The following is a 19,273-nucleotide window of genomic DNA, read 5'->3' as shown; positions in this document are numbered from 1 at the left end:
GGCCATGAGGGACTCCGGTGACGCGCTGCCCGTCCTTGCCGTGGTGGGGCGGCCCAACGTCGGCAAGTCGACCCTGGTCAACCGCATCCTGGGGCGCCGGGAGGCGGTGGTCGAGGACGTGCCCGGCATAACCCGCGACCGGGTGGCCTACGACGCGATCTGGAACGGCCGGGCATTCATCGTGGTCGACACCGGCGGCTGGGAGCCCGACGCCCGCGGCCTGGCCGCACGCGTCGCTGCCCAGGCCGAGGTCGCGGTCGACGCGGCCGACGCGGTGCTCCTGGTCGTCGACGCCACGGTCGGGGCCACGGACACCGACGACGCGGTCGCCCGGGTGCTGCGTCGCGCCGGCAAGCCCGTCGTACTCGCCGCCAACAAGGTCGACGACGAGCGCACGGAGGCGGACGCGCAGGGCCTGTGGTCGCTCGGGCTCGGTGAACCGCACCCGGTGAGCGCGATCCACGGTCGCGGCAGCGGTGACCTGCTCGACGCCATCCTCGCGGCGCTTCCCGACGCGCCGGCGGACCGCGATGACGATGCCGGGCCGCACCGGGTCGCCTTGGTGGGACGGCCGAACGTCGGCAAGTCCTCGCTGCTCAACCGGCTGGCGGGGGAGGAGCGCGCCGTCGTCGACGCCGAGGCCGGCACCACCAGGGATCCGGTCGACTCCCTCGTCGAGCTGGGCGGCGAGGTCTGGCGGTTCGTCGACACGGCGGGCATCAGGCGGCGGGTGCGGGAGGCGTCGGGCGCGGAGTACTACGCCCACCTGCGCACGGAGGCGGCCATCGACAAGGCCGAGGTGGCCGTCGTGCTGCTGGACGCCTCCGAGCCGATCACCGAGCAGGACCAGCGGGTGATCGGGACCGCGGTCGAGGCCGGCCGGGCGCTGGTCGTCGTGCTGAACAAGTGGGACCTGGTCGACGAGGACCGGCGGCTGCGCCTGGAGAAGGAGATCCGGCGCGATCTGGCCCGGGTCGCCTGGGCCCCCCGGGTCAACGTGTCGGCCCGGACCGGGCGGGCCGTCGACAAGCTCGTCCCCGCCCTGCACACGGCGCTGGACGGGTGGGCCCAGCGGGTGCCCACCGCCCAGCTCAACGCCTGGCTGGGCGAGGTGGTCGCGGCGACCCCGCCGCCCGTGCGCGGCGGCAAGCAGCCCAAGGTCCTCTTCGCCACCCAGGCCGCGACCCGACCGCCCCGTTTCGTCGTCTTCACCAGCGGGTTCCTGGAGGCCGGCTACCGGCGCTTCCTGGAGCGCCGGCTGCGGGAACGCTTCGGCTTCGAGGGCACGCCCGTGGAGATCAGCGTCCGCGTCCGCGAGAAGCGCAGGTCGTGACGGCCTGAGATAGATTGGTCGACGTTCGGCGCCCGTGGCGCCGGTCGCGGGCTGTGGCGCAGCTTGGTAGCGCACTTGACTGGGGGTCAAGGGGTCGCAGGTTCAAATCCTGTCAGCCCGACTTTTTGATCTTGGTATCGTCTCGGCCCGGTGGCCGCCTCACCCCGGGGTGCTCGCCGTCGGGCGGTGCCAGACGAGGCTGTAGCGGAAGAACAGGTGACGCCTGATGTCCGCCGCTGGAAGCTGCTGACGGACGGCCGCGCGCACGTGACCGTACGTCTCGTCCGGGTCTCGCACCGGCATGCCAGGCGGCGCGTGACCGATCGTGCCGCGGATGTTGCGCCACACGCCGATCGCGATGTTGGCCGGCACCGCGGCAGCCGCCAGCGCGTAGCCGGCGGCCGAGTCCTCGCGCGCGAGACCCAGCACGGCGAGGACCCCGCCGGGGCGGACGAGCTGCGACAGCCGGTCGAGCGCCGGCGCGAGCGGCAGGTGGTGCAGGCTCGCGATCGCGGTCACCGCGTCGTACGACGCGGGCTCGAGCTCGTGCTGCATCACGTCCCCCAGCAGCCAGGCGACGTTGACGGCGTCCGGCTGCGCCCGTGCCGCGGCGATCATGTCCGCGGAGGCGTCGATGGCATCGACGTGCGCGGCCCGCTCCGCCACCAGCCGGGCGAACCGCCCGTCGCCGCAGCCGACGTCGAGTGCCCGGTCCATGTGACGAGGGAGCCGCTGCAACAGGAAGTCGTGGTAGTGCGCGTTGTGGTCCCAGCGCAAGGTCTTGGGAATCTCCGGCAACGAGAGCCTCATGGAAGCGCAGTATCGGCCTCGGCCACCACCGGCGAGCGCACGGCGGGACCCTCCTACCTCCGTTGATCCTCGCGGCTCGTCGCACGACAGTTGGCGCCATGTCCCGGCGTCGCCTTCCCGCGCTCGTCGCTGCCCTGGTTTCGCTCGTCGGTGCACTTGCCGTTCCCGCGCTCGCCGGGTCACCGGTCACGACCCCTGCCTTCACCGACGCCGACGGCATCCACGTCGTGTCCCCGCAACGCATCGACGACCGGCAGTACGACGTGACCGTGAGCACGGCCGCCCTCGGCCGCACGGTGGACGTCCGCATCCTGGTCCCCGCCGACTACGGCACCCGGCCGACCGCCCGCTACCCGGTGCTCTACCTCTTCCACGGCACCAGCGGCCGGGCCTCGGACTGGGTGAACTCCGGCAACGCCGAGCAGGCCACGGCCGGCCTGCCCCTCATCGTGGTCATGCCCGACGCCGGCTTCGACGGCGACGGCGGCGGATGGTGCACCAACTGGTACGACGCGAAGACGGCCAAGGGACCGGCGCAGTGGGAGACCTTCCACGTGACGCAGCTCGTCCCGTGGATCGATGCCAACCTCGACACGGTCGCGGATCGAGACGGCCGGGCGATCGCCGGGTTGTCGCAAGGCGGCTTCTGCGCGTCGTCGTACGCCGCCCGCCACCCCGACACGTTCCTGTCGTTCGGCTCCTTCTCGGGTGCCCCGGACATCGACTACGACCCGCTCGTGGCGATCGGCGCCAACGCCGTCATCTCGGCCACCGCCGTCGGTCTGGACGGGGTCGAGCCCGACGCGATGTTCGGCCCGCGGGCAACGAACGAGATCAACTGGCAGGGTCACGACCCCGCGGACCTGGCCGAGAACCTGCGCTGGACCGACATGTGGCTGTTCACCGCCACCGGTGCGCCCGGCCCGCTCGACCCGGTGCCACCGAGCCCTGCCGCCATGGGCATCGAGGCGGCCACGCACGGGTCGACGATGAGCTTCTGGGAACGGCTGCAGACGCTCGGCATCACGAGCCATCTCGACGACTACGTCCTCGGGACGCACAGCTTCCCCTACTGGGCGCGCGACCTGGAGCAGTACCTTCCGCCGCTGATGCACCTCTTCGCCCACCCCCCGGCGGAGCCCCGGACCGTCAGCTACCAGTCGATCGACAAGCACTGGACCCAGTGGGGGTGGGACGTCGACCTGCACCGGCCGTCGGCCCAGCAGTGGAGCGGGCTGAGCGGCGCCGACGCGCGCGGCTTCACGTTGAGCGGGGTCGGTACGGCGACCGTCGTCACGCCGGCCTTCTACCGGCCCAACTCGCCGGCCACGGCGACGCTGTCGACCGGCGCCACCCAGCACCTGATCGCCGATCAGGGCGGCCACCTGCACCTCACGGTCCCGCTGGGCGCCACGGCCGACCCGGGCAGCGCGGCCGTCGTGGGCGTGCCCGTCCCACCGGACACACCGCCCATGGGCACCGTGACGGTGACGATCAGCGGCACGCCCGCGCCCGCGCCGGGCGGCTGACCCGAGCCGCGACATCCCGACGCCGTATCGTGCGCCGGATGAAGGCGCTGCTGTGCAAGGAGTTCGGTCCGCCCGAGTCGCTCGTCGTCGAGGAGGTGCCGGACCCGGTCGCAGGGCCCGGGCAGGTCGTCGTCGACGTCCACGCGTGCGGGATGACGTTCCCCGACCTGCTGATGATCGAGGACAAGTACCAGTTCAAGCCGCCGATGCCGTTCTCACCCGGCAGCGAGGTCGGCGGCGTGATCGCGGCGGTCGGCGACGGGGTCGACACGGTCCGGGTCGGCGACCGGGTGCTCGCCTCGGCTACCTGGGGCGGCTGCGCGGAGAAGGTCGCGCTCGCCGCGCAGGCCGTGCAACCGGTGCCCGACGGGATCGACCTCGTGCACGCGGCGGCATTCCTCTACGCCTACGGCACGTCCTACCACGCACTCGTCGACCGGGCGAAGCTCCAGCCGGGGGAGTCGCTGCTCGTCCTCGGCGCCGCGGGCGGCGTGGGGCTCGCCGCCGTCGACATCGGTCGCGTGCTCGGCGCGCAGGTGATCGCGGCGGCGTCCAGCGACGACAAGCTCGAGCTCTGCCGCGAGTACGGAGCCACCGAGACCATCAACTACTCGACCGTGGACCTGCGCGGCCGGCTCAAGGAGATCACCGGCGGCCGCGGCGTCGACGTCGTCTACGACCCGGTCGGCGGGCCGTTCAGCGAACCCGCCCTGCGGTCGACCGCCTGGGAAGGTCGCTTTCTCGTCATCGGCTTCGCCAACGGCGAGATCCCGCGCATCCCGCTCAACCTGCCCCTGCTCAAGGGTTGCGAGATCGTCGGCGTCTTCTGGGGGTCGTTCGCCGGACGGGAGCCGGCCCGCAACCGGGCCAACGTCGAACAGCTGCGGCGGTGGTGGACCGACGGCCGGATCCGGCCGCACGTCGGCGCCACCTACCCGCTCGAGCAGGCCGTGCAGGCACTGCGTGACATCGCCGATCGCAAGGCCAAGGGCAAGGTCGTCGTCGTCACCGACAACGCCCGGCAGGGCTAGGCACTACGCCAGCCAGGTCGACGCCGGGTAGACGAGTCCGTGGTACCCGGTCAGCGCCGGGCCGCTGTCGCTGTCCGGCAGCGTCGGGTTGACGAAGTTCATGACGTTGGGCCGGGCCATCGCCGAGCCGACCGAGCGGCTCGCCCAGATGAAGGGCAGGTCGTCGGCCAGTCGGGACATCACCGTCTGGTAGGCCGCGGCGCGGTCGCTCGACTTGCTGCTGGCCCGGCCCTTCTCCAGAGCCGCCTGGATCTGCGGGTCCTTGTTGCGCGCGAAGTTCAGCGACAGGCTGCCGACGGGCGCGACGGTGTCCTGGCTCCACCAGACGAAGTTCTGGTCCGGGTCCGAGGCACCGAACTGGATCCAGCCGTAGACCTGGTAGCTGCCCACGAGGGCGTTGGTGATGTACGACGCCTGCTCCACCACGTCGATGTCGACGTCGAGGCCGGCCGCGCGCCACATCGCCTGCACCAGCTGGGTGTTCTGCACGTTCGTCGGGTCGTTGGTCGTGCCGAGCTTGAACTTCGGCGCGCTGCCCTTGTCCTTCACGTAGTCCTGCACCAGCGACTTGGCCTTCGCGAGGTCGGGCTTCGCCGGGTAGCTCGTGCGGGCGTAGTAGGGCGAGCCCTTGTCGAACGGCCCGGTGATCGGCAGGAACTGCAGACCGACGCCGAGACCTGCGACCTTGACCAGCTTCTCCTGGTCCGTCGCGTAGGCCATGGCCTGCCGCACGCGGATGTCGTCGACGGGCGGCACCGCGGTGTTGACCATGAAGAAGACCAGCGTCGGCTCGCCGAGCGTGGAGTTCATGTCGTCGACGTACGTGACGTTCTTGTCGTTGCGGAAGTCGACGATGTTCTGGGCGGTGCTGCCGTACATCACGTCGATGTCGCCGGCGCGCAGGCTGTTGCCGCGCGCCTGCGAGTCGGGGATCGGTCGGAACGTCACCGTGTCGAGGTAGGGCAGGCCGCTGCGCCAGTACGACTGGTTGCGGGTCGCCGTGAAGTGGTCGCCGACCTTCCACTCCTGGAAGACGAACGGCCCGGTGCCGACGGGTGCGGTCGAGACCTTGCCGCCCTCGATCGCCTTGGGCGACACCATGTAACCGAGCTGGCTGCCGGGCACCAGGTAGGTGTCGAACGGCACCCACGGCGACTTCATCTTGACCACGACGGTGTCCGGTGCCGTTACCTGGACGGCGGCGACGTTGGCGAGTGCCGACCCGGTCAGCGGCGAGGCGATCGACCGGTCGAGGTTCGTCTTCACCGCCGCCGCGTCGAGCTGCTCGCCGTCGTGGAACTTGATGCCCGCCCTCGTGACGATCGTCCACTCGGTGTAGTCGGCGTTGTGTTCGATCGACTTCGCCAGGTACGGCTTGACCTTGAGATCGGCGCCGTAGTTCGCCAGCGAGTCGTAGATGCACACGGCATACGTGTGGCCGGTCTGGTCCCAGTGGTTGCTCGCGGGATCGAAGCCGTCGATCTCCGAGCCGACCCCGACGCGCAGCTTGCCGCCGCGCTTCGGCTGAGCCGTCGAGACGCCGGCGTTGGCTGCCGGCGTCTGCTGCCCGCCGCCCGTCTTCCCGCCGCTGCTGCTGCAGGCGGCGAGCAACGCTCCGCTGCCCGCCACGCCGGCGGCCGCGACGGCGGCGCGGCCGCTGCCGACGAGGAAAGCGCGACGGTCCAGCGGCTGCGCCACGATGCTCACCTTCCCGTTGGGGTGTTGGCGCGGACTATAGGGTTGGATGTGTCCGTGTCGCAGCAGTCCGCGTCGACCGCCGTGGTCGAGCCGGTGCCCGACACCTCGCGCGTGCTCACCGTCCCCAACGCGCTGAGCGTTCTTCGGCTCCTCGGCGTACCGCTGTTCCTCTGGCTGCTGCTGGGACCGCACGCCGACGGCGCCGCCATCGCGGTGCTCGCGCTCAGCGGCATCACCGACTACCTCGACGGCAAGATCGCCCGGCGTTTCAACCTCGTCAGCCGGCTCGGCGAGCTGCTCGACCCTGCCGCCGACCGCCTCTACATCGCCTCGACGCTGGCGGCCTTCCTCGTCCGCGACGTGATCCCGTGGTGGCTGGTCGTGGTGCTGGTCGGCCGCGAACTCGTCATCCTGTGCACCGTGCCGGTGCTACGACGTCACGGGCTGCTCGCCCTTCCCGTGCACTTCATCGGGAAGGCCGCGACGTTCAACCTGCTCTACGCGTTCCCGCTGCTCCTCGTCGGCGACCCGCACGCGCTGGACGTCGACTGGGTGCGCCCGATTGCATGGGGGCTCGTCGGGTGGGGGACCGCACTCTACGTGTGGGCGGGCGTGCTCTACCTGTGGCAGACGGTGCTGATCGCGCGAGGTGAGCCGGGGTCATGAGGAGCGTGTCGTGAGGGCGGTCGTGATGGCCGGCGGTGAAGGCAGCCGGTTGCGCCCCATGACAGCCAACCTCCCCAAGCCGTTGCTGCCCGTGGCCAACCGGCCGATCATGGAGCACGTCCTGCGCCTGCTCCGTCGCCACGGCTACGACGAGACCGTCGTGACCGTGCAGTTCCTCGCCTCGCTGATCCGCAACTACTTCGGCGATGGCGACGAGCTCGACATGGCGCTGCGCTACGCGACCGAGGAGCTGCCGCTCGGCACCGCCGGCAGCGTCAAGAACGCCGAGGACGCGCTGCGCGGCGAGCCGTTCCTGGTCATCTCGGGCGACGCGCTCACCGACATCGACCTGACCGAGATGGTGCGCCTGCACCGCGAGCGCGGGGCGCTGGTGACCGTCGCGCTGAAGTCGGTGCCCAACCCGCTGGAGTTCGGCATCGTCATCACCGACGCCGACGGCCGGATCGAGCGCTTTCTCGAGAAACCCACGTGGGGCCAGGTGTTCTCCGACACCGTCAACACCGGCATCTACGTCATGGAGCCGGAGATCCTCGACCACGTGGCCGACGGCGTGCCCGTCGACTGGTCCGCCGACGTGTTCCCTGCGCTGCTCAAGGCCGGCGCCCCGATCTACGGCTACGTCGCCGACGGCTACTGGGAGGACGTCGGCACCCACGAGAGCTACCTCAAGGCGCACGCCGACGTGCTCAACCGCCAGGTCGACGTCGACATCGACGGCTTCGAGCTGGCTCCCGGGGTGTGGGTCTGCGAAGGGGCCGAGGTCGATCCCGACGCGGTGCTGAAGGGGCCGATCCTGATCGGCGGCTACGCCAAGGTGGAGGCCGGCGTCGAGCTGCGGGAGTACACGGTGCTCGGCAGCAACGTGGTCGTGAAGAGCGGCGCCTTCCTGCACCGCGCCGTCCTGCACGACAACGTGTTCGTCGCCTCGCACGCGAACCTGCGCGGCTGCGTCGTGGGCAAGAACACCGACATCATGCGGGGCGCCCGCATCGAGGAGGGCGCGGTCGTCGGCGACGACTGCGTCGTCGAGGAGGAGGCCTTCCTCACCGTCGGGGTGAAGGTCTACCCGTTCAAGACGATCGAGGCCGGCGCGGTCGTCAACACCAGCGTCATCTGGGAGTCGCGCGGTCAGCGCAACCTCTTCGGGCCGCGGGGCGTGTCCGGTCTGGTCAACGTCGAGATCACGCCCGAGCTGGCGGTGCGGCTGGCCAGCGCCTACGCCACCACCCTGCGCAAGGGCAGCACGGTCGTGGCCGCCCGCGACGCCTCCCGGGCCGCCGTGGCCCTCAAGCGGGCGGTGGTCAGTGCATTGACGGCCAGCGCGATCGACGTCCGTGACCTGGAGCTGTCGCCGACGCCGGTGACGCGCTTCGAGACCCAGCACAGCGACGCGGTCGGCGGCGTGATGCTGCGCACGACCCCGGGCGACGCCCAGGGCGTCGACATCGTCTTCCTCGATCCCCAGGGCGCCGACCTCTCCCAGGCGGCGCAGCGGCGGCTGGAGCGGGTCTTCGGCCGCCAGGAGTTCCGGCGCGCCTTCCCGGGCGAGATCGCCGAGCTCACCTTCCCCGGCCGGTTCCTCGACAACTACAGCCAGGAGCTGCTCGCCTGCGTCAGCGTCGACGAGATCCGCGACGCGGACCTGCGCGTGGTCATCGACACCGCGGGGGGCGCCGCCACCCTTGTGCTCCCGACGCTCCTCGGCCGCCTCGGTGTCGACGCCTTGACCGTGAACGGCCGCCTCGACGAAATCGCGCCGACCGAGACGATCGTCGAGCACATGCGTGGCCTCGAGCGGCTGGGCGAGCTGGTGTCGTCGTCCCGTGCCGCCTTCGGCGTGCGTTTCGACCCGGTGGGGGAGCGGCTCGCGCTCATCGACGAACGCGGCGAGCTGGTCCACGACGAACGCGCCCTCCTCGTCGTCATGGACCTCGTCGCCGCCGAACGCCGGGCCGGCGCGGTCGCCCTGCCGGTCACGACCACTCGCGTCGCGGAGCAGGTGGCGGCCTACCACGGCTGCGGCGTGCGCTGGTCGACGATGTCCGCCGACGACCTGTCGAGCGCGGCCTCCGAACCCGAGGTGATCTTCGCGGGCGACGGGCGCGGCGGCTTCATCGTCCCGGAGTTCTCCCCGCACGTGGACGGGATCGCGGCGTTCGTGCGGCTGCTCGGGCTGGTGGCACGGACGAAGCTGACGTTGAGCGAGATCGACGCACGCATCCCGCAGGCCCACGTCGTACGCCGCTCCGTGCCGACCCCGTGGGCGGCCAAGGGCACGGTCATGCGCCTGGTGGTCGAGGCCGCGGGCAGCCGCGAGATCGACACCACCGACGGCGTCCGGATCGTCGAGCCCGACGGTCGCTGGGCGCTCGTGCTTCCCGACCCCGCGGAGGCCGTCACGCACCTGTGGGCCGAAGGAGCCGACACGGCCGGCGCCACCACGCTGCTCGAGGACTGGGCGCAGGTCGTCGCGCGGGCCGGCACCTGAGCCTCGGCCGGACGGTCCCCGTGTCCGCTACGCCTGGTTGACACGCCCGCCGGCAACACCCCAACCGCTGCGAGCCATCACACAATGGACCGGTGAGCCGGGCTGAGACCACAGTCGGGCGGCGCGTCGACTTCACGATGTCGCTGCTCGTCGACACGATGGCCGCCAGCCTGGATCCCGCCTACGCCGAGGCGGCGAAGCGCCGCGATGCCGCCCCCGCCGCCTCGCGCCGGCCGTGGGCCGTGGTCGGGGTGGCCGCGGTCGCGGTCGGCCTGGTGCTGGCGATCGGCGCCGTGCAGACCCACGACCGCGCGCCGGACGCCGCGCGCACCCGCGCCCGGCTGGTCGACGCGGTGCAGGCGCGCACGCACACCACCGAGACGTTGCAGCAACAGCTCGACCGGTTGCGCACGCAGACCAGCAACGACCGCGCCCGGCTGCTCGCAACCTCCGGCGCCGGCGCGGCGCTCGACGACGAGGTCAACTCGCTCGAGGCGGCCGCCGGCACCGTGCCCCTGCACGGCGACGGCCTGCGCGTGCGCCTCGACGACGCCCCCGCCGCCGACAACAGCAACCCGCTCGGCGGCACCGACCCGCGCGCCGGCACGGGCGATGCCGTCAGCCGGGTGCTCGACCGCGACCTGCAGCAGGTGGTCAATGCGCTCTGGGCGGCCGGAGCGCGGGGCATCGCCATCAACGGCGAGAGGTTGACCGCGCAGACGGCGATCCGGTCGGCCGGCTCGGCGATCCTCGTCGCCTACCGGCCGCTCTCGCCGCCCTACGACATCACCGCCGTCGGGGACCCGGTCGGGCTCGAGACCCGCTTCGGGACGAGCGCGACCGCCGACCGGTTCCGCGCCTACCACGACCTCTACGGCCTGCGGTTCACCTATGTTCGCGTGCGGGGGGTCACCCTGCCCGCCGCGTCGGCGCTGTCCTTGCGCTACGCCGCCCCCGCATCCGGGAGCCAACCGTGATCATCCTTCTCGCCCTCGCGGTCGGCATCGGCGTCGGTCTCTACGTCGAGCCCACGGTGCCGCTCGGCCTGCAGCCCTACCTGCCGATCGCCGTCGTCGCCGCGCTCGACGCGCTGTTCGGGGCGGTCCGCGCCCAGCTTGAGGGCATCTTCGACGACAAGGTCTTCGTCGTCTCGTTCATCGCCAACGTCCTCGTCGCCGCGCTGATCGTCTTCCTCGGCGACCAGATCGGGGTCGGCGGTCAGCTGTCGACCGGCGTCGTCGTCGTCTTCGGCATCCGCATCTTCTCCAACGCCGCCGCCATCCGGAGGCATCTGTTCCGTGCCTGACACGAAGCCTCGTACGACGTCGGCGGCGGACTCCGACACCGCGCCGGAGGTGTCGCCCGCGCCCGGCTCGCCGTGGCGTGCACTCGTGCGGCTGCGTGCGACGCGTGCCCAGGCCATCGTCGCGCTGCTGTGCGGGCTGCTCGGCTTCGCACTGGTGACCCAGGTGCACACCCATGAGTCGTCCGGCGGCCTCGCCGCTGCCCGCCAGGAGGACCTGATCGGGATCCTCAACGACCTGAGCGCCCGCGAAGACCGGCTGCGCACCGAGATCGACGGGCTCGAGACCAGCCGGGCGCGCCTGCTCTCCGGCTCCGACCAGCGCCAGGCGGCGCTCGAGGAGGCGCAGCGGCGGGCGCAGACCCTCGGCATCGTCGCCGGCACCATCGCCGCCCAGGGGCCGGGCATCGTGCTGACGATCGACGACCCGAAACGCACCGTCGGGTCCGACGTGCTGCTCGACGCCATGGAGGAGCTGCGCGACGCGGGCGCCGAGACCATGCAGGTCGGCTCCGTGCGGGTCGTCGCCTCCACCTACTTCACCCAGGGTGCGGACGGCATGGCGGCCGACGGCCAGCCCCTGCAAGCGCCCTACCGCTTCATCGTCATCGGGGACCCCCGCACGCTCGCGGCCGCGATGACGATCCCCGGTGGTGTGATCGACACCGTCGCCGCGGCCGGCGGCGGCGCGAAGGCGGCGGTGGCCTCGTCCAACCACCTGGTGGTGAGCGCCTTGCGACCCCCACAGCGGGCTCGTTAGGCTCGCCCGGCTCGGCTTGCCGGGCACGTCGACGGTCACGAGTCCCGGGTGAGGTGCAGTGTTTCCCGACGATCTGCGTTACACGGCCGAGCACGAGTGGGTCCGCCGAGTCGGCGATGACACCGTTCGCGTCGGCATCACCGCCTATGCCCAGGACCAGCTCGGCGACATCGTCTTCGTGTCGCTGCCGACCGCGGGCACCGACGTGGCGGCGGGCCAGTCGCTCGGCGAGGTCGAGTCGACCAAGAGCGTCTCCGAGATCTACGCGCCGCTCGCCGGCACCATCGCCGAGCGCAACGAGACGCTGAGCGCACAGCCGGAGCTCGTCAATGCCGATCCCTACGGCGACGGCTGGATGGTGGAGATCCGACTTGCAGACGCCGCCGCCGTCGACGGCGCGCTGGCCGGGCTCATGGACGCCGATGCCTACCGGACCACGGTCGACACGGCGTGAATTCCGCGTCACTCTCCACCTGACGTTGATGCCGGCGAGCGGTTACCCGGCGCGTCCGCGCCGACACGCGGACGGGTCCCGGCAACCGATTCGATCCGGTTGACCGTGCCTCGACCTGCCGTCTAGGTTCGGCTCGCGCCCCTCGGGGCTCACCGTCAACCTTCAGTGCCGGTCCAGACTCCGGGAGGCAGCGCCGCGATGGCGATGGTGTTCTGCACCCAGTGCGGCCAGCAGAATCCCGGGGACAGCCGCTTCTGCGCCCGGTGCGGGTCTCCACTGGCGCACCCCGGGGGAGGGGAGCGGTCGGCCGAGCAGACGTCGACGATCTCCCTCGGCAGCCTCGAGAGCCTCGAGCACGCGGACGTCGACGACGAGGCGTTGCCGGGCGACGTCGTCGCCGACATGCCGCACGGCGCGGCGTTGCTCGTGGTCAAGCGCGGGCCCAACGCCGGCAGCCGGTTCCTGCTCGACAAAGACGTCACCACGGTCGGCCGGCACCCGGAGAGCGACATCTTCCTCGACGACGTCACGGTCTCGCGCCGGCACGCGGAGTTCACCCGGGCCGGCGACGGCTTCGGCGTCCGCGACGTCGGCAGCCTCAACGGCACCTACCTCAACCGCGAGCGGATCGACGAGGCCTCGCTGACCAGCGGCGACGAGGTGCAGGTCGGCAAGTTCCGGCTCATCTTCCTGACCGGTGCGACCGGCACCGGCGAGCATGCCGGGAGTGACGCATGACGGCGAGCCCCCAGCCCGCCCACCGGCAGCCGGCCACGCCGAGAGGCCGGCCGTTCCTGAGCATCGGCGAGGTCCTCGCCCAGCTGCGCGGAGACTTCCCCGACGTCACGATCTCGAAGATCCGCTTCCTCGAGGCCGAGGGCCTGGTGCGGCCCCAGCGCACGCCGTCGGGCTACCGCAAGTTCTCGCGCGACGACGTCGGGCGGCTTCGCTACGTGCTGACCGCCCAGCGCGACCACTACCTGCCGCTGCGGGTGATCAAGGAGCACCTCGACGCGATCGACCGCGGTCTCGAGCCCCCGGCACTGACCGGTGGCGGGCCGCGGGTGCCGCGCGCGCTGGTCGCGGCCGAGGGGCTGCCCGGCCCCGATACGTTCCGCCGTGAGCCGACCGAGCTGCGCCTGTCCCGGAGCGAGCTGATGGACGCCGCCGGTCTCGACGAGGCAGGGCTCGGCAAGCTCGAGGACGCCGGGCTCGTCTCCACCCGGCCCGGCTCCAGCCACTACGACGGCGATGCGCTGCTGATCGCCAAGAGCGCCGCGGAGCTCGCGCGGTTCGGCATCGAGCCACGCCACCTGCGGTCGTTCCGCGCGGCCGCCGACCGGGAGGTCGGGCTCATCGAGCAGGTCGTCACCCCGATGGTCCGGCAGCGCCACCCCGAGGGTCGGGCCCGCGCCGAGGAGGTCGCCCGGGAGATCGCCGCCCTGTCGGTCACGCTGCACGCGACGCTGGTCAAGGCCGGGCTGCGGCCGGGGCTCGGACGTTGACCGAGGGCTCTCGCGGCCGCTGTCGGCGGCCCGGGCAACGGGGTACCGTGGCAGCGTGAACGAGGTCAGCGTGGTCGGCGTCCGCGTCGAGCTGCCCAGCAACCAGCCCATCGTGCTGCTCAAGGAGACCTCGGGAGATCGCTACCTGCCGATCTGGATCGGCGCGGTCGAGGCCACCGCCATCGCGTTCGCCCAGCAGGGGGTCGTGCCGGCCCGTCCGCTCACCCACGACCTGTTCAAGGACGTCCTCGAAGCGCTGGAGACCCCGCTTCAGGCGGTGCACATCACCGAGCTGCGCGACGGCGTCTACTACGCCGAGCTGCACTTCCCCGACGACGTCACCGTCTCCGCCCGCCCCTCCGACGCGATCGCGCTGGCGATCCGAGGCGGCACGCCGATCTTCGCCGCGGAGGAGGTGCTCGACGAGGGCGGCCTCGCGATCCCCGACGAGCAGGAGACCGAGGTCGAGAAGTTCCGTGAGTTCCTCGACTCGATCTCGCCCGAGGACTTTCAGACCGGCTCCTGATCCGCCGATATATCTAAGGCTCGACCTGAGGTTGAGAGTTTTGACGCGCCGTCGGAGGACGTTGACGGCGTACGACGGCCTCCATACCGTCAGTCGTCCGATGCACGAGCGGAGGTTCCCCGTGGAGAGCAGGACGACCGGACGCGTCGGCGACCCGAGCGCAACGACCGGTGCCCAGCCGACGGGGGAGCAGCAAGAGCTTTTCGAGCTCGACGATCCGCACGGCGGCGCGACCGACAACGTCGGCTACCGCGGCCCGACCGCCTGCTCGGCCGCAGGCATCACCTACCGGCAGCTCGACTACTGGGCGCGCACCGGCCTGCTCGAGCCCAGCGTCAGGCCGGCCCAGGGGTCCGGCACGCAGCGGCTCTACTCCTTCCGCGACATCCTGGTCCTGAAGGTCATCAAGAAGCTGCTCGACTCGGGCGTCTCGCTGCACAACATCCGCACCGCCGTCGAGCACCTGCGCCGACGCGGTGCGCAGGACCTCGCGCAGATCACGCTGATGAGCGACGGCACGACCATCTACGAGCTGAGCTCACCCGACGAGGTCGTCGACCTCCTGCAGGGCGGTCAGGCCGTGTTCGGCATCGCCGTCGGTCGCGTGGTCCGCGAGGTCGAGGGCTCGCTCGCCGCGCTGCCGGCCGAGCGGGCCGACGACTCCGGCCAGACCGTGCCCGTGACTGAGGGAGCCGACGAGCTCGCCCACCGCCGCCGCCGCCGCACCAGCGCGTAGGCGGTTCGCGCGGGGCCGCTGCTAGCGTGATGGTGCTGTGACCGACCGCACCTCACTCACCCGGCTCGCGTCGGCACGACCGTTCGCCCTCCGCCACATCGGCCCCTCTGCCGACGAGCAGGCGAAGATGCTGGCCACCCTCGGCTACGACTCGCTCGATGCGCTGACCGACGCCGCCGTCCCGGCCAGCATCCGCGAGCGCGCCCCCTTGGAGCTGCCGCCGGCAGCGACCGAGGAGGAGATGCTCGCCGAACTGCGCGAGCTGGCCGGGCGCAACCGTGTCATGACCTCGATGATCGGCACCGGCTACTACGACACCTTCACGCCGCCGGTGATCAGGCGCAACCTGCTCGAGAGCCCCGGCTGGTACACCGCCTACACGCCCTACCAGCCGGAGATCTCGCAAGGCCGGCTCGAGGCGCTGCTCACGTTCCAGACCATGGTCGAGGACCTCACCGCCCTCCCGGTCGCCAACGCCTCGCTGCTCGATGAGGCAACCGCGGCGGCCGAGGCGATGGCGCTGTGCCGGCGGGCTGCCGGCTCCTCCTCTGACCGGTTCGTCGTCGATCGCGACTGCCATCCGCAGACGATCGACGTCGTCAGGACCCGCGCCGAGCCACTCGGGATCGAGGTCGTCGTGGCCGACCTCGCGCAGCCGCTGCCGGCGGGTGACCTGTTCGGCGTGCTGGTGCAGTACCCCGGGTCCAGCGGTGCCGTCCGCCCACTCGTCCCGGTCGTCGACGCGGCGCACGCGCGCGACGCGCTGGTCGCGGTCGCCGCCGACCTGCTCGCCCTCACCCTGCTGCGGCCGCCGGGGGAGGCGGGCGCCGACATCGCCGTGGGCAGCGCCCAGCGCTTCGGCGTACCGCTGGGGTTCGGCGGGCCGCACGCCGCCTACATGTCGGTGCGCGCCGACCTCGCCCGCTCCCTGCCCGGGCGGCTCGTCGGCGTCACCGTCGACGCCGACGGCAACCCCGGCTACCGGCTGGCCCTGCAGACCCGCGAGCAGCACATCCGCCGGGAGCGCGCAACCAGCAACATCTACACCGCGCAGGTGCTGCTGGCCAACATCGCCGCCATGTACGCCGCCTACCACGGGCCCGATGGCCTGACGGAGATCGCCCGCCGCACGCACCGCTACGCCGCGATTCTGAAGGCGGGCCTGCAGGCCGGCGGGGTCGACGTCACACCCGAGCCGTGCTTCGACACCGTCACCGCCCACGTGCCGGCCCGGGCCGACGAGGTCATCGCGGCCGCGCGGGCCGGTGGCGTCAACCTGCGCCGGGTCGACGGCGACACCGTGGGGGTCAGCTGTGACGAGACCACCCGACCCGAGCACGTCGTCGCGGTGTGGGCGGCGTTCGGCGTGTCCGGGACCGACGTCGACGCAGCGACGCCTCCCGAGCTCCCCAGCCAGCTGCTGCGGACCTCGCCGTTCCTCACCCATCCGGTCTTCCACGAGCACCGCTCGGAGACCGCGATGCTCCGCTACCTGCGGCGCCTGGCCGACCGCGACATCGCCCTCGACCGGGCCATGATCCCGCTCGGCTCCTGCACCATGAAGCTCAACGCGGCGGCCGAGATGGAGCCGATCAGCTGGCCGGAGTTCGCCGGGCTGCACCCGTTCGCGCCGCTCGAGCAGGCCGGCGGATACCTCGAGCTGATCGCGGGACTCGAGCGCTGGCTCGCGGAGATCACCGGCTACGACGCCGTGTCGCTGCAGCCCAACGCCGGCTCCCAGGGCGAGCTCGCCGGCCTGCTCGCCATCCGGGCCTACCACCGCGACCGCGGCGAGGGGGGACGCAACGTCTGCCTGATCCCGTCGTCGGCGCACGGCACGAACGCCGCCAGCGCCGTGATGGCGGGCATGCGGGTGGTCGTCGTGGCCTGCGACGACGGCGGCAACGTCGACCTCGAGCACCTGCGCGGCACGGCGGCCGAGCACCGCGACGACCTCGCCGCGATCATGCTGACCTACCCGTCCACGCACGGCGTCTACGAGGAGCACGTGCGGGAGGTGTGCGACGTCGTCCACGAGGCGGGCGGGCAGGTCTACCTCGACGGGGCCAACCTCAACGCGCTGGTCGGCCTGTCGCGACCCGGCAGGCTGGGCGCCGACGTCTCCCACCTCAACCTGCACAAGACCTTCTGCATCCCGCACGGCGGGGGTGGACCCGGGGTCGGCCCGGTTGCCGTGCGGGCCCACCTCGCGGCGTACCTACCCACGTCGGCGCTGCGCCCGGAGGCCGGGCCAGCCACCGGCATCGGCGCGATCGCTGCGGCACCGTGGGGCTCGGCGGGGATCCTGCCGATCTCGTGGGCCTACATCCGGCTGATGGGAGCCGACGGGCTGCGGCAGGCCACCCAGGTCGCGATCCTCGCCGCCAACTACGTGGCGCACCGCCTGGCCAGCCACTACCCGGTGCTCTACACGGGCCGGGCCGGGCTGGTTGCCCACGAGTGCATCGTCGACCTGCGGGCGCTCACCAAGGAGACCGGGATCAGCGTCGACGACGTCGCCAAGCGCCTGATCGACTACGGCTTCCACGCGCCGACGATGTCGTTCCCGGTGGCCGGCACGCTGATGATCGAACCGACCGAGTCAGAGGACCTGGCCGAGGTCGACCGGTTCTGCGACGCCATGATCGCGATCCGAGGGGAGATCGCGCGGGTGGCGGCAGGGGAGTGGGACCGGCTCGACAACCCGCTCAAGAACGCGCCGCACACGGCAGCCATGCTGGCGGGCCCGTGGCCGCACGCCTACGAGCGGACCGTGGGGGCGTTCCCCGCCGGGGGAGATCCGCGGGACAAGTACTGGCCGCCGGTCCGCCGGCTGGACCAGGCGCACGGGGATCGCAACCTGGTCTGCGCCTGCCCGCCGGTCGAGGCCTTCCAGGAGCGCTGAGCGTCAGGCGGCGTTGACCGGGTGGCTCTCCGGCTGGCTCTCGAGCGGGCGGCGAGGGGCGACGACGCGCCCGTCGGGCAGCAGGTCACCGGTGTCGTCGAAGGAGACGACGCCGTTGCAGAGCAGGCTCCAGCCTTGCTCGGGGTGGCTCGAGACGACGCGTGCGGCATCGCGGTCGGCCGCGTCGGCGGCTGGGCACTGCGGCTCGTGTGGGCACATGTGTGCCTCCGGTGCTGGTCCTCGGGCGGCCGAGGGTCGCCCGGTCGCACTTCTTGGTCGCTCCGGCAGGCGAAGCGGTTGATGTCCATGTCGGCAGATCTACTGGTCCACCGAATAGCACGGCGACCACTTTTGTGGACCATTCCGGGTCGAACGATGCGTTTGGGCTAGTGACTGTGGACGAACGGCGTAGCGGGCTCCTACGTCCGGCCCCTACGTCCGGCCTTGACCTTCCTGGGCCGCTCGCAAGGTCACACCACTCGCCGCGTCCTCCGCCATCCAGTCGGCGTGGCGGACCGGCCAGCCCGCCCCGCGCATCGCGGCGCAGACCTCGGCGTCGTCGTCGACGACCAGGGCGACCTGGCGCCCCTTCGCCAGCGCACGGACCAGCTCCGGCTTCGCCAGCCGCGCCGGGCGCCGATCGCGGGCGCGGCGCATCACCAGCCGCCCGGGCGGAAGGCCGTGCCGGTCGAGCCACCGCTGCGTGTCGCCGCGCGTCTGCTCGGGCCGACCCGTGACGTAGACCAGGTCGTAGACCGCCGCCAGCTCGCGCGCCAGCGCGATGCCGTCGGCCAGCGGCGGGTCGTCCGGGATGGCGGCGAAGAACGCATCCCAGTCCTTCGGCCGGCCCCGGACGTGGTGCAGCCGGTGCCGCACGTCCGCGACCACCCCGTCGATGTCGACGATCGCCAGCGGGCGTTCGGTCACGCGGGGAGGGTACGCCGAACTCGACTTGACATAATGTCCATTATCGGCACACGGCGGGTGAGGACGAAAGGGGCTCGGGAGGGGCTACCGCTGCCGGCGTACGCGATCTCATGCGTGCCGCGCCGCGAGATACAGCTCGGCGGCCACCGATGCCGCGGCGAACGCGGCGATCAGCGTTGCGGGGCGCGCCGGCAACCGGCCGGTCACCGCGGCGTGCGCCAACGTCGCCGCATCGCCGGAGTCCGCGGCCACCTGTGCCAGGAACGCGCCGCGAGCACCGCCGCCGCCGCCGTAGGCCCCGGCAAGGGCCACGACCCCGAGTGCCAGCTCCCGGGCACCGACCATGCGGGTCAGCCAGTTCGCGGAGCGCGCGGTGTCGACGTCGGCACCCAGCAGCTGCGCCGACAGCTCCGGCAACAGCAGCATCCCGCCGCCGAGCCCGGCCCGGACCGCACTGATCGCCTGCAACGAGAGCCGGCCCAACCCGTCGGACCGGTCGCGACGCCGCGCCGCGACGCGCACCGCGTCCGCGACTCCGACGGCAGGTGCGGTAGCCTGTTTCCACCCGCGGGCGCTCATCT

Annotated in this window: 19 protein-coding genes and 1 tRNA gene; 15 read left to right on the top strand and 5 right to left on the bottom strand. The window is 72.0% G+C overall.

Annotated elements, in window-relative coordinates; genetic code table 11:
• Positions 1-4 precede the first annotated feature (4 nt).
• Complete coding sequence (gene der / locus VFJ21_03135) at positions 5-1,333, top strand: ribosome biogenesis GTPase Der (GenBank protein ID HET7406115.1); 1,329 nt, start codon at positions 5-7, stop codon at positions 1,331-1,333.
• A gap of 47 nt (positions 1,334-1,380) precedes the next feature.
• Positions 1,381-1,454: transfer RNA gene (locus tag VFJ21_03130), tRNA-Pro, on the top strand.
• 38 nt (positions 1,455-1,492) lie between these two features.
• On the opposite strand, the gene VFJ21_03125 is transcribed toward VFJ21_03130, so the two are convergent.
• Complete coding sequence (locus VFJ21_03125) at positions 1,493-2,143, bottom strand: class I SAM-dependent methyltransferase (GenBank protein ID HET7406114.1); 651 nt, start codon at positions 2,141-2,143, stop codon at positions 1,493-1,495.
• Positions 2,144-2,241: 98 nt separating this feature from the next.
• On the opposite strand from VFJ21_03125, the gene VFJ21_03120 reads away from it, so the two are divergent.
• Positions 2,242-3,672: an alpha/beta hydrolase family protein gene (locus VFJ21_03120; protein HET7406113.1), complete on the top strand. Its 1,431-nt coding sequence runs from the start codon at positions 2,242-2,244 to the stop codon at positions 3,670-3,672.
• 38 nt (positions 3,673-3,710) lie between these two features.
• Positions 3,711-4,703 carry an NADPH:quinone oxidoreductase family protein gene (locus tag VFJ21_03115; GenBank protein ID HET7406112.1) on the top strand — a complete coding sequence of 331 codons (993 nt, stop codon included), beginning with the start codon at positions 3,711-3,713 and terminating at the stop codon, positions 4,701-4,703.
• 3 nt (positions 4,704-4,706) lie between these two features.
• Here VFJ21_03115 and VFJ21_03110 read toward each other — a convergent pair whose 3' ends face one another.
• Complete coding sequence (locus VFJ21_03110; protein ID HET7406111.1) at positions 4,707-6,401, bottom strand: ABC transporter substrate-binding protein; 1,695 nt, start codon at positions 6,399-6,401, stop codon at positions 4,707-4,709.
• 54 nt (positions 6,402-6,455) lie between these two features.
• Here VFJ21_03110 and VFJ21_03105 point away from each other — a divergent pair, with 54 nt between their 5' ends.
• From VFJ21_03105 to gcvP, 11 genes are all read left to right on the top strand, one after another.
• The gene (locus tag VFJ21_03105; GenBank protein ID HET7406110.1) at positions 6,456-7,067 is read left to right on the top strand and encodes a CDP-alcohol phosphatidyltransferase family protein; all 612 of its coding nucleotides are present in this window, start codon (positions 6,456-6,458) and stop codon (positions 7,065-7,067) included.
• A 10-nt stretch (positions 7,068-7,077) separates the two neighbouring features.
• A complete protein-coding gene (locus VFJ21_03100; GenBank protein ID HET7406109.1) occupies positions 7,078-9,576 on the top strand; it encodes a mannose-1-phosphate guanyltransferase in 2,499 nt (832 codons plus the stop codon).
• 92 nt (positions 9,577-9,668) lie between these two features.
• Positions 9,669-10,553, top strand: a complete 885-nt coding sequence (locus VFJ21_03095) for a DUF881 domain-containing protein (GenBank protein ID HET7406108.1) — start codon at positions 9,669-9,671, stop codon at positions 10,551-10,553.
• Complete coding sequence (locus VFJ21_03090) at positions 10,550-10,882, top strand: small basic family protein (protein ID HET7406107.1); 333 nt, start codon at positions 10,550-10,552, stop codon at positions 10,880-10,882. The genes VFJ21_03095 and VFJ21_03090 overlap by 4 nt, the downstream gene beginning before the upstream one ends.
• Positions 10,875-11,639: a DUF881 domain-containing protein gene (locus VFJ21_03085; GenBank protein HET7406106.1), complete on the top strand. Its 765-nt coding sequence runs from the start codon at positions 10,875-10,877 to the stop codon at positions 11,637-11,639. Before VFJ21_03090 ends, VFJ21_03085 begins: the two co-directional genes overlap by 8 nt.
• A 58-nt stretch (positions 11,640-11,697) precedes the next feature.
• Positions 11,698-12,093 carry a glycine cleavage system protein GcvH gene (gene gcvH, locus VFJ21_03080; GenBank protein HET7406105.1) on the top strand — a complete coding sequence of 132 codons (396 nt, stop codon included), beginning with the start codon at positions 11,698-11,700 and terminating at the stop codon, positions 12,091-12,093.
• Between the two features lie 165 nt (positions 12,094-12,258).
• The gene (locus tag VFJ21_03075; GenBank protein ID HET7406104.1) at positions 12,259-12,831 is read left to right on the top strand and encodes an FHA domain-containing protein; all 573 of its coding nucleotides are present in this window, start codon (positions 12,259-12,261) and stop codon (positions 12,829-12,831) included.
• Complete coding sequence (locus tag VFJ21_03070) at positions 12,828-13,598, top strand: MerR family transcriptional regulator (protein ID HET7406103.1); 771 nt, start codon at positions 12,828-12,830, stop codon at positions 13,596-13,598. The genes VFJ21_03075 and VFJ21_03070 overlap by 4 nt, the downstream gene beginning before the upstream one ends.
• A gap of 55 nt (positions 13,599-13,653) precedes the next feature.
• Positions 13,654-14,124 (top strand): bifunctional nuclease family protein, encoded by a 471-nt coding sequence (locus VFJ21_03065; protein ID HET7406102.1) that lies wholly within the window; start codon positions 13,654-13,656, stop codon positions 14,122-14,124.
• A 121-nt stretch (positions 14,125-14,245) separates the two neighbouring features.
• Positions 14,246-14,860, top strand: a complete 615-nt coding sequence (locus tag VFJ21_03060; GenBank protein ID HET7406101.1) for a MerR family transcriptional regulator — start codon at positions 14,246-14,248, stop codon at positions 14,858-14,860.
• A gap of 37 nt (positions 14,861-14,897) precedes the next feature.
• Positions 14,898-17,765: an aminomethyl-transferring glycine dehydrogenase gene (gene gcvP, locus VFJ21_03055; GenBank protein ID HET7406100.1), complete on the top strand. Its 2,868-nt coding sequence runs from the start codon at positions 14,898-14,900 to the stop codon at positions 17,763-17,765.
• 3 nt (positions 17,766-17,768) lie between these two features.
• Here gcvP and VFJ21_03050 read toward each other — a convergent pair whose 3' ends face one another.
• From VFJ21_03050 to VFJ21_03040, 3 genes are all read right to left on the bottom strand, one after another.
• Positions 17,769-17,984 (bottom strand): DUF5999 family protein, encoded by a 216-nt coding sequence (locus tag VFJ21_03050; GenBank protein ID HET7406099.1) that lies wholly within the window; start codon positions 17,982-17,984, stop codon positions 17,769-17,771.
• Between the two features lie 213 nt (positions 17,985-18,197).
• Entirely contained in the window at positions 18,198-18,692 is a 495-nt protein-coding gene (locus tag VFJ21_03045; GenBank protein ID HET7406098.1) for a hypothetical protein, read from the bottom strand.
• A gap of 108 nt (positions 18,693-18,800) precedes the next feature.
• Positions 18,801-19,271: a hypothetical protein gene (locus VFJ21_03040; GenBank protein ID HET7406097.1), complete on the bottom strand. Its 471-nt coding sequence runs from the start codon at positions 19,269-19,271 to the stop codon at positions 18,801-18,803.
• Positions 19,272-19,273: the final 2 nt, after the last annotated feature.

The organism is Mycobacteriales bacterium (assembly GCA_035690485.1).
In the GTDB taxonomy this organism is placed as follows: domain Bacteria; phylum Actinomycetota; class Actinomycetes; order JAFAQI01; family DASSKL01; genus DASSKL01.
The sequence above is the reverse complement of the archived record's forward strand: the minus strand, read 5'-3'. Positions and strand labels throughout refer to the sequence as shown.

Excerpts from the sequence above, each read along its gene's own strand:
- der (HET7406115.1), top strand. The coding sequence starts at position 5 with ATGAGGGACTCCGGTGACGCGCTGCCCGTCCTTGCCGTGGTGGGGCGG.
- VFJ21_03125 (HET7406114.1), bottom strand. The coding sequence starts at position 2,143 with ATGAGGCTCTCGTTGCCGGAGATTCCCAAGACCTTGCGCTGGGACCAC.
- VFJ21_03120 (HET7406113.1), top strand. The coding sequence starts at position 2,242 with ATGTCCCGGCGTCGCCTTCCCGCGCTCGTCGCTGCCCTGGTTTCGCTC.
- VFJ21_03115 (HET7406112.1), top strand. The coding sequence starts at position 3,711 with ATGAAGGCGCTGCTGTGCAAGGAGTTCGGTCCGCCCGAGTCGCTCGTC.
- VFJ21_03070 (HET7406103.1), top strand. The coding sequence starts at position 12,828 with ATGACGGCGAGCCCCCAGCCCGCCCACCGGCAGCCGGCCACGCCGAGA.
- VFJ21_03050 (HET7406099.1), bottom strand. The coding sequence starts at position 17,984 with ATGTGCCCACACGAGCCGCAGTGCCCAGCCGCCGACGCGGCCGACCGC.
- VFJ21_03040 (HET7406097.1), bottom strand. The coding sequence starts at position 19,271 with ATGAGCGCCCGCGGGTGGAAACAGGCTACCGCACCTGCCGTCGGAGTC.